Source organism: Streptomyces sp. NBC_00690, assembly GCF_036226685.1.
Taxonomy (GTDB): domain Bacteria; phylum Actinomycetota; class Actinomycetes; order Streptomycetales; family Streptomycetaceae; genus Streptomyces.
The window spans coordinates 7882722-7898436 of record NZ_CP109009.1; the positions used below are offsets into that span (position 1 = coordinate 7882722).

General features: G+C 67.5%; 15 protein-coding genes. 7 read left to right on the forward strand and 8 right to left on the reverse strand.

The genetic code is table 11. From position 1 onward, the window contains the following. Positions 1–389: 389 nt before the first annotated feature. Positions 390–779: an ATP-binding protein gene (locus OID54_RS34035; protein ID WP_329025919.1), complete on the reverse strand. Its 390-nt coding sequence runs from the start codon at positions 777–779 to the stop codon at positions 390–392. An 865-nt stretch (positions 780–1644) separates the two neighbouring features. On the opposite strand from OID54_RS34035, the gene OID54_RS34040 reads away from it, so the two are divergent. Continuing rightward, positions 1645–1977, forward strand: a complete 333-nt coding sequence (locus tag OID54_RS34040) for a helix-turn-helix domain-containing protein (RefSeq protein WP_329025920.1) — start codon at positions 1645–1647, stop codon at positions 1975–1977. Between the two features lie 454 nt (positions 1978–2431). Here the strand turns inward: OID54_RS34040 and OID54_RS34045 are convergent, their stop codons facing one another. The 6 genes from OID54_RS34045 to OID54_RS34070 are packed head-to-tail and all read right to left on the reverse strand — an operon-like array spanning position 2432 to position 8242. Beyond that, positions 2432–3823, reverse strand: coding sequence for an aminotransferase class I/II-fold pyridoxal phosphate-dependent enzyme (locus tag OID54_RS34045; protein ID WP_329025921.1), 1392 nt, complete (start codon positions 3821–3823; stop codon positions 2432–2434). A gap of 60 nt (positions 3824–3883) precedes the next feature. Further along, a complete protein-coding gene (locus tag OID54_RS34050; RefSeq protein ID WP_329025923.1) occupies positions 3884–4684 on the reverse strand; it encodes an amino acid ABC transporter ATP-binding protein in 801 nt (266 codons plus the stop codon). After that, positions 4681–5658 (reverse strand): amino acid ABC transporter permease, encoded by a 978-nt coding sequence (locus OID54_RS34055; RefSeq protein WP_329025925.1) that lies wholly within the window; start codon positions 5656–5658, stop codon positions 4681–4683. Before OID54_RS34055 ends, OID54_RS34050 begins: the two co-directional genes overlap by 4 nt. 3 nt (positions 5659–5661) lie before the next feature. Then, on the reverse strand, positions 5662–6591 hold the full coding sequence (locus OID54_RS34060) for a transporter substrate-binding domain-containing protein (protein ID WP_329025927.1): 930 nt from the start codon (positions 6589–6591) through the stop codon (positions 5662–5664). Between the two features lie 5 nt (positions 6592–6596). After that, a complete protein-coding gene (locus tag OID54_RS34065; protein WP_329025929.1) occupies positions 6597–7586 on the reverse strand; it encodes a carbon-nitrogen hydrolase family protein in 990 nt (329 codons plus the stop codon). Next, positions 7583–8242 carry an RraA family protein gene (locus OID54_RS34070; RefSeq protein WP_329025931.1) on the reverse strand — a complete coding sequence of 220 codons (660 nt, stop codon included), beginning with the start codon at positions 8240–8242 and terminating at the stop codon, positions 7583–7585. Before OID54_RS34070 ends, OID54_RS34065 begins: the two co-directional genes overlap by 4 nt. A 298-nt stretch (positions 8243–8540) precedes the next feature. Here OID54_RS34070 and OID54_RS34075 point away from each other — a divergent pair, with 298 nt between their 5' ends. After that, positions 8541–9446 carry a proline iminopeptidase-family hydrolase gene (locus OID54_RS34075; protein ID WP_443055818.1) on the forward strand — a complete coding sequence of 302 codons (906 nt, stop codon included), beginning with the start codon at positions 8541–8543 and terminating at the stop codon, positions 9444–9446. Between the two features lie 563 nt (positions 9447–10009). On the opposite strand, the gene OID54_RS34080 is transcribed toward OID54_RS34075, so the two are convergent. Then, a complete protein-coding gene (locus OID54_RS34080) occupies positions 10010–10402 on the reverse strand; it encodes a RidA family protein (protein ID WP_329025934.1) in 393 nt (130 codons plus the stop codon). A 132-nt stretch (positions 10403–10534) separates the two neighbouring features. Here OID54_RS34080 and OID54_RS34085 point away from each other — a divergent pair, with 132 nt between their 5' ends. Genes OID54_RS34085 through OID54_RS34105 form a run of 5 tightly spaced genes read left to right on the forward strand, consistent with a single transcriptional unit; the run spans position 10535 to position 15694 of the window. Then, entirely contained in the window at positions 10535–11083 is a 549-nt protein-coding gene (locus OID54_RS34085; protein ID WP_329025935.1) for a VOC family protein, read from the forward strand. An 18-nt stretch (positions 11084–11101) separates the two neighbouring features. Then, positions 11102–11668, forward strand: a complete 567-nt coding sequence (locus OID54_RS34090; RefSeq protein WP_329025937.1) for a DoxX family protein — start codon at positions 11102–11104, stop codon at positions 11666–11668. Next, a complete protein-coding gene (locus OID54_RS34095) occupies positions 11665–12513 on the forward strand; it encodes a fumarylacetoacetate hydrolase family protein (RefSeq protein ID WP_329025939.1) in 849 nt (282 codons plus the stop codon). The genes OID54_RS34090 and OID54_RS34095 overlap by 4 nt, the downstream gene beginning before the upstream one ends. Then, a complete protein-coding gene (locus tag OID54_RS34100; RefSeq protein ID WP_329025941.1) occupies positions 12510–13928 on the forward strand; it encodes an FAD-binding oxidoreductase in 1419 nt (472 codons plus the stop codon). The genes OID54_RS34095 and OID54_RS34100 overlap by 4 nt, the downstream gene beginning before the upstream one ends. A 2-nt stretch (positions 13929–13930) precedes the next feature. Continuing rightward, on the forward strand, positions 13931–15694 hold the full coding sequence (locus tag OID54_RS34105; RefSeq protein ID WP_329025942.1) for an amidohydrolase: 1764 nt from the start codon (positions 13931–13933) through the stop codon (positions 15692–15694). Positions 15695–15715: the final 21 nt, after the last annotated feature.

A 15715-nucleotide genomic window follows, 5' to 3' on the forward strand; every position in this document is an offset into this window, starting at 1 on the left:
GTGACCCGGTAGCGGGGAGCGCTTTGTCGGCATGGTGCTGGGAGACAGGGCGTGGGGAGCATGTTGCGCGTCCGGCGGGGCCCGCTGACCCGTTCTGGACGTGCCGCAGTAGACCTGCTGCCACCGGACAGACTCGGAGGACAGCCGCCCTGATGGTTCTTGACCGGAGGCGCCGACAGGGTCAGCGGCCACGGGTGCCTGCCCGGAAATCACGCACTGATGACCTTGCGTGGAGATCAGCAGATGACCCGAGAGCAGCCGGGAGAAGAACCGGCTATTTCTCCTAGCCGCGTTGGCTGGACCTTTCGGCGTCCTTGGGCCCAGTAGCCCGCAGAGGAATGGCTCAGGGGCTGATCTCGGTGCGCCCCGGTCGTGCCGGTGCTTTGGTGCTACCGGGGAAGGAGGGCGCTGATGGTCTTGCCGCCGGTGGGCCGGCGGGTGACTGCGGTGGTGCGGGCGAGGTGGTTGACCATGTGCCGGCCGAAGCCTCCGGTGCCGCCGTTCAGGTCGGGGGTGCGCATGCGGGGCAGTTGCGGGCTGGGGTCGTGGACAGCCACCTCGATGCTGTCCGGGTACGCGGTCAGGTCCAGGGTGCAGGTGCCGCCGCCGTGGCGCACGGCGTTGGTGACGAGTTCCGAGACGACGAGGACCACGGTGTCGGCCGTGGCAGCCGCGACCGGGTGCACCAGTCCGTTGAGGAAGGCGCGGGTGTTCCGGCGGGCGGTGGCGACGGCGGTCGCGGAGCGGATGGTCGTGGCGTCGGCGCACATGGTTTCCATCAGGTTCACCCTGGCCTTCGGCTCGTTGCTGCCCGGTCTGCCTACCCGTCTCCTTGTTCCCCGGAGCGCATCCCTCAACCCGGCAGGGTCCGATTGCCTCACTCTCGGACTCACAAAAATCTATGTTGGCCAGAGTAGACATTGGGTGGTGGTGTGGTTATGGTTTCTCTCGTAGCCAGAAGGACAGCAGGGCCTGGCAGAGACGAACTGCCGGTCAGCAGTACAGGTAGGACCCGCAGGTGCAGTACGCAGGACGGTGCGGTGGTGGAGTTCCGAAGCCAGAGCAGTTCAGGACGGCGACGGGACTGACGGCCGGACCGGGTGGCCCGCAGTGATCAGGGGCCGCCACGGAGCAGAACCGCAGTTCAGTGGCATGAAGTACGCGGTATCCAGCAGTGAAGTCAGAGCAGCACCTCGGTGAAGGCGTCGACTGCGGACGCGCGCACCGGGAGGTTCGGCAGTGGGGTTCCAAGCCAGAGCAGACGCAGAACGGGCAAGCGGGGCTGGCTGCCGGAGCGTGACGCTTGATCAGGTCACCAGCAGTACGCAGGAGAGCGGGACAGAGTAATTCGCAGGGCCCGCATGACAGGTAGTTGTTCATTGAGGGAAAGAACGGAGGAACCAAACACCGTCAGGATCGCCCGGGCGGAAGACGTTGGGCCCGGGTACCGCAGGACATCGATAGTGAGGTGGTCTCCGGTCAAGCAACTGCGATCCCCGCACACGCCCCCACCCCCCGCGGGCTGGTGCGGAACAAGAAGGCCGACGCAGTACCGAAGTCGGCAGATGGTGTAGCAGCTCCTTCGGGGCCCTGGTGCCAAACAGCACCAGGGCCCCTCCGACATGTTCCACAGAGAGGTGCACATTGACAGCAGACGACTCGTTCCACCGGCTCGACGACGATGACTACCCCGCCTACACCATGGGCCGAGCAGCCGAAATACTCGGCACCACCCAAGGCTTCCTCCGCGCCATCGGTGAAGCCCGCCTCATCACACCCCTGCGCTCCGAGGGCGGACACCGCCGCTACTCCCGCTACCAACTGCGCATCGCGGCCCGCGCCCGCGAGCTCGTCGACCAGGGCACGCCCGTCGAAGCCGCCTGCCGCATCGTCATCCTCGAAGACCAACTCGAAGAAGCTCAACGCAACAACGCCGAACACCGACGCGCCGTTGAATCAACTACGGCTGTGAGCTGAGACGCACGGGACCCATCGGCTTCACCGGAAAGCTCTGCGGCGCGGCACGGACAATCTGCCTTCCCAGCACCACAGCGGCGCGGCCAAGGCGGATGGAACAGCGATGCCAGGCGATGATCCGGCCCTGCCGACGGTGCTGCTCCTGGGGAAACGAGCCGCCGATTCGACGGCCGAGGGCTGTCCCGGTCGGCCCTCGGTCCGCAGGATACTGTCCGGCGGGCGGCGCTCCGGTCGCCTTCTTACTGGTCCATGCAGCAGGTAGTGCCCGATCACACTGGTTCAGTGCGATGGGACTCGCTGATGCACCACTTGGGCCCGGATACGCCGGTGAAGAACAGCATTGGCGGTACGCGGTCGGTTGACACCTTGCGGACGTGAAGATCGGCACGCGTCCGGTCCGTCCGCGATGCCGCCGTACAGCCGGTGCTTTCCCCAGGCCCCCAGGAGGGGCGCGTCAGTCGGGGATCGTGGTGGACTCCGCCAGGAGATCGGCGAGCCGGTGGCTCATTGCCGGCTCCATGCGTGAGGTCGCCACTCGAATGTGGGCGGGGCCGCGCGAGGGGTAGGAAGTGGCGCCGGCCAGTACCAGCACACCGTGGGCGGCCAGATACTCCACCGTGCGTGCCTCGCTGCGTACCGGTATCCAAGCGCAGAACCCGTCGGAGCCGGTGATTTCCACGCCACGGTCCCGCAGTAGTCCTGTCAGCACCGAGAGCCGTTCGGCGTACACGTCGCGGGCATGGGCGATGCCGTCGCTGGTCTGCTCGTCTTCCAGGAGCCAGGCGAGCGCATTCTGGAGGATGCGGGAGGTCCACTGCCGGGTCAGCCGGATCTGCGCGTGGATCAGGTTCATTCGGGCGCTGGGCGCACCGACGACCGCCAGCCGTAGGTCGGGGCCGTAGGACTTCTCGTAGGATTTGATGTGGATGGTCTGCTCCGGCAGATGCTGTCCGACGCTGTACAACTCCTTCGAGGACAGGGAGTTGAGATCGTCGTACTCGACGACCACCGTCGAGGGCTGCAGTCCCACGAGGGCGGCGATCCGCCGGGCTCGGCGTTCGACGGTGGCAAATCCCGTGGGGATTTGGGCCCGCGGCTGGAAGAACACCGCCACCGGACGGGTCTTGAGTGCGTCCGCGAGCCGCGCCGACGACAGGCCATCGTCGAGATAGGGCACCTCGATGACGGTCAGCCCCAGATCGTGCATCAGGTGCAGCATCTGGGGCTGGCTCGGGCTCTCCACGACGATGCGATCGCCGGGGACGGACAGCGACTGGAGCACTGTCCAGACGGCGTCCGAAGCGCCGTTGGCGACGGCGTACGCCTCCGCCCGGTACGGCCAGCCTGGCTCGACCACTGCGCGCAGCGCGGGCAGGATCGGCGAGTCGTAGTACTCGTCCAGGCCGGGCAGGTCTGCGGCGCTCGCCAGGGCGGGTGCCAGGAGCGGGAGCAGCCCGAGATCGGGGTAGAGCAATCGGAGGTCGGAACGGGCGTGGACGATCGACGCGGGTTCGATGTGGGTGACCAGACCGACGGGGCCGGTCACCCGGGTGCCGGACTTGCCGGTGCCCACGATGAGCCCCCGCTTCTTCAGGAGCGCCCACGCCGACGACACCGTCGCGGGACTCACCCGTAGGACTTCTGCGAGGGCTCGTACTTGCGGGAGCCGGTCGCCGGGCGTCAGTTCCCCGGAGCGGATCAGCTCAGCGACGTGCGAGGCGATGCCGCGGGCGGAGGGGTCGCGGATGCCTGTGGTCAGCCGGGTCAGTCCGGGCGGTTTCCCGGGCCTGGGCAGGCCGTCGCGGTCCGGTGTTCCGTCGTTGGTGCCGTGTGCTGTCGCCGTCATCGTCGCCCGCTCATTCGCTGCTCGCTACCGTGGTCGCCTTTGTGTGCCCTCTTCACCGGCTCACCGGTCGGGTGCGCCTGCGGCCCGCGTCCCGTACAGCGTGTTTTCCAGGAACGCCTGGGTCACCGGGTTGCGCGGCGCGTCGAGCACCTGTTGGGTGGGGCCGTCCTCCACGACCAACCCGTCCGCGATGACGACCACACGGGAGGCTGCGGCCCGTGCGAAGCCGATCTCGTGTGTGACCACGACCATCGTCGAGCCGCCGTCGGCGAGTCGTTTCATCACCGAGGTCACCTCTCCGACATTGGCGGGGTCCAGGGCGGATGTCGGCTCGTCGAACAGCAGCAGCTCGGGGTCCATCGCCAGGGCTCGTGCGATGGAGACCCGCTGTTGCTGCCCGCCCGATAGGTGCTTCGGGTATGACGACGCCCGATCTTCGAGGCCGACCGTCGCCAGCAGGCGTAGGCCCAGTTCCCGTGCCTCGTTGCGGTCCAGGCCGCGAACGCGGACCGGGCCTTCGGTCACATTGCGCAGCACGGTCCAGTGCGGGAAGAGGTTGAAGTTCTGGAACACCATTCCGGTACGACTGCGTTGGCGGGCGATCTCGGTCTCGGTGAGCATGCGCGGTCCGCGGCGGGTGGTGGTGAAGCCGACCAGTTCGCCGCCGAGCGAGATCGACCCGCTGTCGGGCCGCTCCAGGTGGTTGACGCACCGGAGCATGGTGGACTTGCCGGACCCTGAGGCGCCGAGGACGGCGACGGTCTCGCCGCGGGCCACGTCGAGGCTGATGCCGCGGAGTACCTCGGTCGCTCCGTAGCGCTTGCGTAGATCGCGGATCGACAGCAGGGGAAGATCGCTCACTTGGGGTTCGCCTCCGTTCGTCCCCGGCCGCGAGGGCGCAGTCGTGAGACCCGCCGCGCGATCCAGGTCCCGGCGTTCGTCGGCACGGCGCGGGTGGCGCCCTTTGCGTAGTACGCCTCGATGAAGTACTGGAAGAAGTTCAGCACCGTGGTCAGCACCAGGTACCAGATACAGGCGACGATCAGCAGCGGGACCGTCTGGAAGGTGTCGCTGAAGATCTCCTGCGCCGAGAACAGCAGTTCGGCGCCGCCGATCACACTGACCAGGGAGGTCGCCTTGGTCATCCCGATGATCTGGCTGAACGTCGGTGGCACGATAAACCGCATCGCCTGCGGCAGCCTGATCTTCAGGAAGATCGTCATCGGCTTCATACCGACCGAACGCGCCGCGTCCGTCTGGCCCTCGTCGACGGCGAGGAGGCCCGCGCGGTAGATCTCCGCCTGGTAGGCCGCCTCGTGCAGCCCCAGCCCGACGACGGCTGCGAAGAAGGGGGTGATCACCGCGTTGGCGTCCGCCTCCCAGAAGACGGGCCCGAACGGTATCCCGATGCCGATCTTCGGCATCAGCAGCGCGATGTTGAACCAGAAGATCAGCTGGACGAGCTGGGGCGTGCCCCGGAAGACCCAGATGTAGCCGGCCGCGAACGCCCGCAGCACCGGGTTGGTGGTGATGCGGAAGGCGGCGAGCACGCCGCCGAAGACCACGCCGATGGCCATCGCCAGAACCGTCAGGTAGCAGGTGACGAGCAGGCCGTGGAGGATCCGGGTGTCGAAGAGGTGGCGTGCGACGACGTCCCACTCGAAGTTCGGGTTGCGCACCATCATGGTGCCGAGCTGGGCGAGCAGGACGCCGGCCAGCAGTGCGGTCACCCAGGTCCAGGGCTGGGGCGCCCGGCGGGCGTCCTCGATGTCGGCTCGGGGGTCGGGTGCGCTCCGGTCGGTGGTGGGCACGGTGTCCGCGCCGGCCGTCTTCACCGGTCAGCTCCCGGTCTTCGCGAGGTTGACACCCGGGGCGTCGATCATCTGCTCGGTCAGCCCGTACTTCTTCATGATCCGCTCGTAGTCGCCGTTGTCGAAGAGCTTCTGGAACGCGGCCAGGACGGTGGGCGTCAGTGGCGACTTCACCGGGAGGATCATTCCCTGGAAGAGGTTGTCGAAGCCGTTCGCGGTCTCCTTCCCGGCCAGCTCCAGCGCTCCGTCCGACGTGGTCGCGTAGAACGACAGGGGGGCGCCGGAGGCGAAGAAGGCGTCCGCTCGCCGGGACTTGACGGCGAGCACGCCCTCGGGGACCGACTTCAGGGCGACGATGTTCACCGCCTGCTTCCCGGCGCTCTCGCACTTCTTCGACTGGTCGGTCAGGACCGCGTACGCCGAGCCCATTCCGGCGGGGCCGAGCGCCGCGACGGAACGGCCGCACATCTCGCCCAGGGTGTTGATCTTCTTCGGGTTGCCCTGGGGGACGAGGAAGGGGACGATCTCGCGGACCACGTCCACGAGTTCGACATTGGTGGCCTTGCCGGTGTCGCCGTAAGGGTTGAACCCGGCGTCGTACCGGCCCGAAGCCACTGCGGCGAACGCGCCCGCGAGGTCGTTCACCGGGACGTATTCGAGCTTGACGCCCAGGACCTCGCCGAGCCTGCCGGTCAGCTCGGCGGCTGCACCCGTGTAGTTGGCGCCGTTCTTCTTCCACCAGGGCGGATTGACCCCGGGCATGACGACGACGAGCTTCTTCGCGTCCTTGACCTTCTGCGGCAGGGCGTCGTGCAGTGCCTGGTCGACCGCGGCGGCCTTCCGGGGGGTGCGGTCGCCCGCGTCTGCCCCGGATTCATTCGTGCAGGCCGTGAGGCCCGCGGCCACGGTCAGGCTCAGAACGGCCGCGGTGATGGTTCTCCGGCGTGGTGTGCGCATGCTCCTCAACCTCTTCTGCTCGTGTGGTCCACCACTTCGGCGGGGCGGGCCACGGGGTTCGGGGTGTGGGCGGTACGGGGAAGGGGGACAGGGGCCGGGCCGGGGGTGCCCTGGGCCGGTGCGGTCCGTGTGATCAGCTCCGGGTCGACGCGGAACCGGCGTTGGGCCAGGACGGGCATCTCCTGGCGGGCCCGATCCAGGGCCGCGCGGGAGAGGCGGTGGGTCAAGGTGGTGACCTCGGGGCCCGCCATCGCGTGGACGACACCGTCCGGGGCGACGACGAGACTGCGGCCGATGCGATTGCCGCCGGCTTGCCCCGCAGCCGCGAGATAGCAGGTGTTCTCCAGGGCCCTGGCCCGGCACAGGGTCGTCCAGTGCTCTTCCTTGAGCGGGCCCGCGACCCAGGACGCAGGAGCCAGCAGCACATCGACGCCCCGGTCGGCGAGCAGCCGGGAGATCTCCGGGAAGCGAAGGTCGTAGCAGTTCACCATCCCGATGCAGAAACCTTTCACCTGGAATGTCTCCAGGATTCCGTCACCGGGTGAGATGGTCGCCGACTCGATGAACGAGAAGGCGTCGTAGAGGTGGACCTTCCGGTAGACCGCCACCACCTGGCCGTCCTGGGCGGCGACGAGGGTATTGAACGGAGGGCCGTCCGGATTGCTCTCGACAGTGCCGACGACCACGGTGGGCCCGGTCGCAGGGCCGCCGCGGTCGGCCCCGACAGGGTCGGGGGCTCCGCTTGGACCGTCGGACCGATCGGTTGCCGTCGCTGCGACGACCGCCGCTACGAACCCCTCGTCCAACCGTTCCGCGACGAGCCTGGTGCCCGGCTCGTCGGAGCGACTGGCGGTTGTCTCGGGAAAGACCAGCAGGTCTACCCCATCGGCCCGGGCCTCGGCGATTCCCGTCAGGACCGACTCCAGATTGCCGGCGGGATCGATCCCGGAGTGGAGTTGGACGCAGCGGACGAGCATTCCTTCCCCCGCGCTCATCCCAGGCCCCCGCGGTCGGCGCCGGTCAGGGCGGCCAGGGCGGTGCCTGCCCGGACTCCGCCGCGCAGATCCAGCCGGGCGGTCTCGTCCTCGAACCGCAGCAGCCGGCCGGCGATCTCCGCCGCCTCGTCGGCCGGGACGACCGCGATGCCGTCCCCGTCGCCGAAGATGATGTCGCCCGGCATGACGACCACACCGCCGATACTCACCGGCACATTGATCCGGCCTTCCAACGACAGCACCCGGGTGGTGAGCGACGTGACCCCGCGGGAGTAGACCGGGAAGCCCAGTTCCCGTATCTCCTCCACGTCGTTGGTCGAACCGTCGCACACGGCGGCCACCGCGCCCAGGTCCGCCGCGATAGCGGCGAGGGTCCCGCCGAAGCTGGAGCGGCGGTCGTCGCCGGACTGGTCGATGACCACCACATCGCCTGGCCGGAGCAGGCTCATCGCACGGTGCACCGCGGTGGAGTCGACATGGGGGATCTTGATGGTGAGCGCCGGCCCGGCGAACGGCCCGCACTGCGCCACAGGGCGCAGCCCCCGCGGGAATCCGAAGTCCGTGAGGTGTCCCAGGGCGGCGGTGCCGACGCGGGTGAAAGCCTCGACGACCTCGGAATCCGGTCGCTTGAAATCGGAGCCGATCAGGAATGACATGGTGCGTTCTCGCCGCCGCTCATACTCGGGAGTGGGATGAGAAGGAGTATGGGCAGGCGTTCGTTCAGGTGCAATAGGTTCTGTTACTGAACGAAAACCATGGGTGGCCACTGCGGGAGGGGCCGGCACCCCATGGAGGCAGGTAACACCTGTTCACAGGGGTCAGGTGCACGTGAGCAGAGCCGGCTGGAGCAGTCGTGAGCGCCCCGCTTTTGTTCAGGAACATCAGCCCATGGATTCCGGGTGCGGGCCTCGGGAGAATCAGATTACGACCGTTGAGAATTTCGACCGTGAGGGAATTCGTGTGCACCACGTCGAAGAAGGGGCTGTCGAATTCGACGGCCATCGGACGTACTACCGCGTCACCACCGACGCCCGATCCAATGGACGTTCGGAGCGACCCCTGGTGGTCGTCCACGGCGGGCCGGGCTGTACCCATGACTACCTGCTGAGCCTCACCGACCTGGTGTCGCCCGAGCGGTCGGTCATCCACTACGACCAACTCGGGAACGGGCGCTCGACCCATCTGCCCAACCAGCGGGGCGAGTTCTGGACCGTTGAGTTGTTCCTCCGGGAACTCGATCGACTGCTGGAGACGCTCGGAGTCACCGACTACGACCTGTTGGGCCAGTCCTGGGGCGGCATGCTGGCGGCCGAGCACGCGGTACGGCGGCCCGCCGGACTGCGCAGGCTGGTGATCGCCAACTCACCAGCGTCGATGGACCTGTGGAGCCTAGAGGCCGCCCGGCTGCGAGCGGCACTGCCACGGGAGGTACAGGGAATCTTGGCCGCGCACGAAGAGGCGGGGACGACGAACTCGCCGGCGTACGGGGAGGCATCCGCGGAGTACTACCGCCGCCATGTCTGCCGCGTTGACCCGACACCCCCTGAGGTCGCCCGTACCTTTGAGTGGATCGCCACCGACCCGACCGTCTACCACACCATGAACGGCCCGACGGAATTCCATGTGGTCGGCACCCTGCGCGGCTGGTCGATCGTCGATCGGCTGTCCGCCGTCGCCGTCCCCACACTGGTGATCAACGGTGCGTTCGACGAAGCGGGCGACGACACCGTGCGCCCCTTCGTCGAACGCATCCCGGACGCCCGCTGGATCCGCTTCGACGCGTCCAGCCATATGCCACACATCGAGGAACGCGAGGCGTACATGGCCGCAGTCGCAGACTTCCTGAACGGACGCCCGTAGGCGGCCAAGACGTCCGGAGCGCCGCAGGAAACATGAGAGTGCGCCCGAGATCCTCTCGACGCCTGAATCAGTGTGAACGGCCCATCGATCGTCCGGTGCAACATGCTCAGGGACGAGCGTCAGTGTGGCTGCCTCTGCCACTCCGCTGCCGTGGAGCCAGGGCGGTGGGGGCGGCTCGACATGAGAGGTCCAGGAGGACAGTGCCGGGTCCGGGCCGTCCAAGGCGCTCGGTCATGTGAGTCCGGTGGCGTGCGCGCAGTGTAGACACCGCCTCACCGCCTGGAGAGTGGTGTTGCCGTGGTCTGAGCAAGGTGCATTCGGAGGAGCATGCTCCGGCCGTGCTTCCCTGCGAGTGAGTACGGTGCCGGGCCGGTTCGCCTGTGGAGCGGAGCTGTCGGGTCATCTGGCACCGCGGGCTGCGATGTCCGGTGAACTCATCCGGTGCTTGCTCTGGTCGCGCGGCCGAGCTGGGAAGTTGCCACCAGCTCGGCCGCCGTTTTCGTACCGGTCTCGGTGCTCGCACGCACCGACCGGCACCAGGCTTGCCCCCGTTTCACGGACTCTTAGCCGAGTACGGCCGTGCACTCCACTTCCACCAAGAGCTCCGGCAGGGCCAATCCGGTGACGCCGACGATGGTCTGGGGCGGGTCCGCCGCATCGCCGGTCACTTCGCGGACGGCCGTGCCGATGGTCGCCAACTCATGCGGGCGGGTGGTGTAGATGGTCCGGCGCACGATGTCGTCCCAGCTGACACCGGCTGCCTTCATCGCCCTCTCCAGGTTCCGCATGGACGCCACGATCTGCTGGTGCAGATCGTCAGGGCCGATCACCGCCAACTCCGCATCGAGTGCGACTTGGCCGGCGAAGTACACCACCGTATGGCCCTCGGCTATCGCTATATGGCTGTAGCTCGGTGCGGGGTGCATCTCCGGGGGGTTGATCAGTCTGCGTGCCATGTCCGCCACCTCTCGTGATCTTGCCGGCTCTCTGGAACGTGAAAAAAGTATACTCATAAGGACCCCTTGACAACCTTTATCGGTCACCATGAAGCTAATCCAGCCTAATCAATAGAGCTTTAGGTGGGTGTCATGGCAAAGATCGAGAGACTGGCGCACGTGGGCGTCCATGTTCGAGACATGGACCGCTCCCTGGCCTTCTACCGGGACGTTCTCGGGCTGGAGGTCACCGACGACGACAGTGCGCACGGGATGGTGTTCCTGAGCTCGCGGCCGGAGGTCGAGCACCATGAGGTGCTCCTGTGCGGTGGCCGTACAGCAGGGGAGCAGGAGCTCTGGCTCCAGCAGATCTCCTTCCGCTGCCCTTCACTTGAGGATGTCCTCGCGTACTACCAGCGGTTCCGCGAGCACAACGTTCGCATCGAGTACACCGTCACCCATGGCAACGCGATCGGTGTGTACTTCTTCGACCCGGATGGGAACCGGTGTGAGGTGTACTGGCCGACCGGTCTGACCGCCAAACAGGGGTACCTGGAGGCGCTCGACTTCTCCCGGTCAGCGGAAGAACTCATTGAGCAGGTGCGACGCTCGGTCGCCGAACACGGCGCCGACGGATACGTCGACACGCGGTTGCTCAGCGGCATCGACGTCGGGCTCGACGAACAACCCGCTGCACCTTGAGCCGCGAGGAGACATGCCATGGACACCGCACTGCTGATACTGCGTGTGCTGACCGGAGCGATCCTCGTCTGTCACGGATCGCAGAAGGCGTTCGGTTGGCTGCGTGGCCCGGGCCCGGTGGGGAGCGCCGCGTTCTTCGAGACGCTCGGGCATCGGCCCGGCCGGCAGATGGTGGTGCTCGCGGTCGGGTGCGAAACGGTCTCGGGGGCTCTGCTCCTGCTGGGACTCGCCACCCCCCTGGCGGTCGCCATCGCGACCGGCACCATGCTGGTCGCCGCGCTGTCCATGATCGTCAAGGCTCGGGTCTTCTGGAACACGCAGGGCGGCGGTGAGTACCCCTTGCTGCTCGCTCTCACAGTGGCCGCGATCGGATTCGCCGGCCCCGGTCGGTGGTCGCTCGATGCGCTCCTCCTCGGCCCCTGGCCGGGGTGGATCGGGCCGTCCGCCGTCCTGCTCGCCGTCCTAGCGGCGACCGTTCCCGTGGCACGGGCACACCGGGTCCTCAAAGCCGATGCCCTGGTGGAGAACCGGCTCGCATCTGGCGCGACCACCACTTCAATCACTGAGAGGGGAGCCGACGAATGAGGCTCATGGGATACCGCGAAGGCCACGATCGGTGGATAGGCGCGGTCGACGAGGCGGGGCGCGTGACGCCCATCGCCACCACAGCGGAGTTCTACCGCAATCCCGCCACCCTGCTGGAGCAGGCCCGCCGCACACCGGCCGCCCCCATCACACTGCCGGATCAGACGTATCTCGTACCTCCGGTGCCCCAGTCCGCGAAGGTGCTCTGCGTCGGACTGAACTATCGGGGTCACGCCGAGGAGGCGAACGAAAAGGTCCCCGACTATCCGACCGTGTTCGGCCGTTGGGAGTCCACCCTGATCTGCGACGGCGTCACCATGCCGGTCCCGGCGTCCGAGCCCGGTCTGGACTGGGAGGGCGAACTCGCGGTGATCATCGGCGAGACACTCGTCGACGTGTCCGAGGAGGAAGCTCTGAGCGGAGTACTCGGCTTCACCTGCTTCAACGACGTCAGTGCCCGTAGGCGGCAGTTCGACACCACGCAGTGGACCCTGGGTAAGAACCCCGACCGCAGCGGACCGATCGGTCCCGCTGTGGTGACCGCGGACGAGTGGGGCGGCCCTGACGGATGGACCGATCGCAAGGTCATCACCCGGGTCAACGGCGAGGTGGTCCAATCGGGCAATACCTCGGAAATGATCTTCTCAGTGGGCCGCATCCTCTCCTACATCTCGCAGACCACCACCCTGCGCCCGGGGGATGTCATTGCCACCGGCACCCCGGCAGGGGTCGGATTCGTCCGTACCCCACCGAGGTTCCTGACGCCCGGAGACGTCGTCGAGGTGGAGATCGACGGGATCGGGACCCTGCGCAACCCCGTCGTGGGCGCGGCGGGCCGACCATGACGACCGACGACCCGGCCGACCGGGCGAACGTCCGCACCTGGCGTCCTGACAGACCCCCGCCCGTGGCCTCGGCGGTTCCCGAGGCCACGGGCACGACACCACTGTTGGGCTACAACCGCGCCCATACCCCGCGCCCCGCCCTCGTCGTCGCAGCGGCCAACGCCACCGAGGTCGCCGCAGCCGTACGGTACGCGGCCGAGCGGCGCCAAAGTGTCGCCGTGCAGTGCACCGGTCACGGGTTGGTCGATGAGGTGCTCGGCTCCGTACTCATCGACACCCACCGGATGAAGGCCCTGACCGTCGATCCTCATCGCCGTACAGCAAGGGTGGCGGCGGGCGTGGTCTGGTCGGAGGTCATCGAGGCCGCCGCGCCCCACGGGCTCGCTCCGCTCAACGGCTCCTTCCCCGGTGTCGGCGTGATGGGGTTCACCCTCGGGGGAGGTCTGGGGCCGATGGCGCGTGCGTACGGGTTTGCGGCGGACCATGTGCGAGAGGTCGAGTTGGTGACGGCCGATGGGCGCTTGCGCAGGGTCAACGAGAAGAGAGAACCCGAGCTGTTCTGGGGGCTGCGCGGCGGGAAGGGCAACTTCGGTGTCGCCACGGAGATGGAGTTCTCCTTGGTCCCCGTTGCGGCACTGCACGGCGGTGGCATCTACTACCGGGCCGAGTCAGCCGTGGAGGCCCTGCACACTTACCGGACATGGACCCTTGATCTGCCGGAGGAGATCACCACCTCCATCGCCCTGCTGCGGATGCCCCCCACTCCTGACATCCCCGAACCCTTGCGTGGCCGTTTCGTCGTCCACCTACGGGTGGCGTACCTCGGGGACCGGCATGGCGCCGATTCACTGCTCGCTCCCCTGCGCAAGGTCGGAGGCATCCTCGTTGACGACGTCCGGGACATGCCGTACACGGAGATCGCCTCCATCCACAACGATCCACCGGACCCCTCGGCCTTCTGGGAGCGGAGCGCCATGCTCAGCGCACCGTCCGAGGGTGACATCGACGCACTGCTCCGCATTGCGGGACCCGAGGCGGAGCTGCCCCTAGCCATGGTTGAACTGCGCCACCTTGGTGGCGCGGTACGCCGTCCCCCCACGATTCCCAACGCCGTGGGCAACCGGGACGCCGAATTCGTCCTGCTGGCGCTGGGGTACCTCACAGACCAGAACACCGGTGCCGGATTCCGTACCGATGAGTTGACCGCGGCGGGGGAGCGGGTGATCGGTGCTCTGGCGGGCTGCGACACCGGTGGCACACTGCTGAACTTCCAGGGCACGGCCACCGCACCCGAGCAGGTGAGGTGCGCTTTTGACCCGGATTCGTACACTCGTCTGCGTCGATTGAAGCAGATCTACGATCCAGGCCATGTGTTCGGGTTCGGGCATGTGATTCCCGCAGGCATCCAGGAGTGACCATGGCGAATCCGCAAAGACGGTCGGACGACGGCCGCACCTGGCTCCTGCACAGTGGAGTGGTCCATCCGCTGGGCGATGATTCCGCGGCCCACAACGCCATCCTGCTGCACGACGGCCGGGTGCTCGCCTCCGGGGACCGTGCGGACCTACGCCGCGCTGCCCCACCCCAGGTACGCGAGATCGACCTCCGCGGCAAGACCGTCATGCCGGGTCTGATCGACATCCATCCGCACATGATGCAGCAGGCAGCCCAGATGGCCCCCCTGGTGGATCTCACGGACGCGGTGGACCACGCCGATATCGTTGCGCGGATCGCCGAGCGCGCCCGGATCACACCGCCCGGCGAATGGATCATCACCACACCGGTCGGCGAACCCTTCTACTTCCAACGGCGTTCCTACCGGGACCTCCCCGAACGGATGTTGCCCGATCGGCGGGTGCTCGATGGGGCAACCAGCGAACATCCCGTACTCATCCAGGCATGGGCGCCCGTCACACCGAACATCTGCGCCTTCAACACGGCCGGGCTACGCCGGGTGGGCATCACCGACTTCATCCCCGATCGGGTGTGCGACGTCTGGATCGACAAGGAAGTGGGCCCGGGGGGCAACGGCTCGGTGACCGGAATCCTCCGGGGATCGGTCAACCAGATCTACAACTTCGATCCGTTCTGGACACAGATCCTCAGCAAGATTCCGCTGATGACCGCCGACCCGGCCACGGTCACCCGCCAAGCCATGGCCAGGTACAACGCCATGGGCGTCACCACCGTCTACGAGCCGCACAACATGACCCCGGCCTTCCTCGACGGATACCGTGCCCTCAACGCCGCAGGCTCGCTCACCACTCGGGTCGCCATCTCCATGGAGGTGGAGAACTGCGCCCGACCGCCCTTCCAACCGCTCAGCATGAGCGAGTTCGCCCAGTCGTTGGAACGAGGCCGTCAGACGCTCGACGAAGGCGACGATCTGCTCCGTGTGTGCGGGCTGACCCTCGCCGCATCGGGCGGGCCGTGCTGGCCAGGCCATATGCAGATGCCGGAGCCCTACGACGACCCCTACGGCAGGCCGACCAAGGGGACGCCCTTCATCTCGTCCGAGAAGATCGAAGCGTTCGCCCGCTTCTGCCTGGACCATGACGTCCGCGCCAATTTCCTGGCCGCTGGCTTCACCGACCACGACACCATCCTCGATGTGCTGGACACCCCTGACATCGCCGCCCGCATGCCCCGCGGCCCGGGCCGTTCCTGGATCGTGCAGCACGTCCCCGTCATCACCGAACCCCAGGCCCGCCGTTACCAACGCCTCGGCTTCGACGTCACCACCTGCCCGGGATTCGCCTGGGCGAAGGGGGAGATGTACGGGCAGCGCATCGGGCCCCACATCTGGCGGGACGCCGGGCCGCTCAAACGGCTGCTGCGGGCGGGACTGACGGTCGCCTGCGGTACCGACTGGGGACCGAAGAACCCCTTCGAGCAGATGCAACTGGCCCAGACACACACCTTCGCCGTCACCGGCCGCAGCAACGCAACGCCCGACCATGTGGTGACCCGGCGTGAAGCGGTCGACATGTGGACCACCAGCGGTGGACAGGTACTGAACTGGGCAGGCATCGGTACCCTCGCGCCCGGGGCGGCAGCCGACCTCATTGTGCTCGACCGCTCACCGCTGACCTGCGGCATCGACGAACTACCCAACACCGAGGTCGAGCTGACCATGCTGGCCGGAACCGTTGTGCACGATCCCGGCGCCCTCGGCGACTGATCCACCCAGCGCGGGGCGCCG

What these genes read in the sequence shown, in the direction of transcription:
- OID54_RS34100 (WP_329025941.1), top strand. Translation starts at nt 12,510, where the DNA reads ATGACGACCGACGACCCGGCCGACCGGGCGAACGTCCGCACCTGGCGT.
- OID54_RS34035 (WP_329025919.1), bottom strand. Translation starts at nt 779, where the DNA reads ATGGAAACCATGTGCGCCGACGCCACGACCATCCGCTCCGCGACCGCC.
- OID54_RS34090 (WP_329025937.1), top strand. Translation starts at nt 11,102, where the DNA reads ATGGACACCGCACTGCTGATACTGCGTGTGCTGACCGGAGCGATCCTC.
- OID54_RS34105 (WP_329025942.1), top strand. Translation starts at nt 13,931, where the DNA reads ATGGCGAATCCGCAAAGACGGTCGGACGACGGCCGCACCTGGCTCCTG.
- OID54_RS34045 (WP_329025921.1), bottom strand. Translation starts at nt 3,823, where the DNA reads ATGACGGCGACAGCACACGGCACCAACGACGGAACACCGGACCGCGAC.
- OID54_RS34085 (WP_329025935.1), top strand. Translation starts at nt 10,535, where the DNA reads ATGGCAAAGATCGAGAGACTGGCGCACGTGGGCGTCCATGTTCGAGAC.
- OID54_RS34080 (WP_329025934.1), bottom strand. Translation starts at nt 10,402, where the DNA reads ATGGCACGCAGACTGATCAACCCCCCGGAGATGCACCCCGCACCGAGC.
- OID54_RS34095 (WP_329025939.1), top strand. Translation starts at nt 11,665, where the DNA reads ATGAGGCTCATGGGATACCGCGAAGGCCACGATCGGTGGATAGGCGCG.
- OID54_RS34070 (WP_329025931.1), bottom strand. Translation starts at nt 8,242, where the DNA reads ATGTCATTCCTGATCGGCTCCGATTTCAAGCGACCGGATTCCGAGGTC.
- OID54_RS34060 (WP_329025927.1), bottom strand. Translation starts at nt 6,591, where the DNA reads ATGCGCACACCACGCCGGAGAACCATCACCGCGGCCGTTCTGAGCCTG.
- OID54_RS34065 (WP_329025929.1), bottom strand. Translation starts at nt 7,586, where the DNA reads ATGAGCGCGGGGGAAGGAATGCTCGTCCGCTGCGTCCAACTCCACTCC.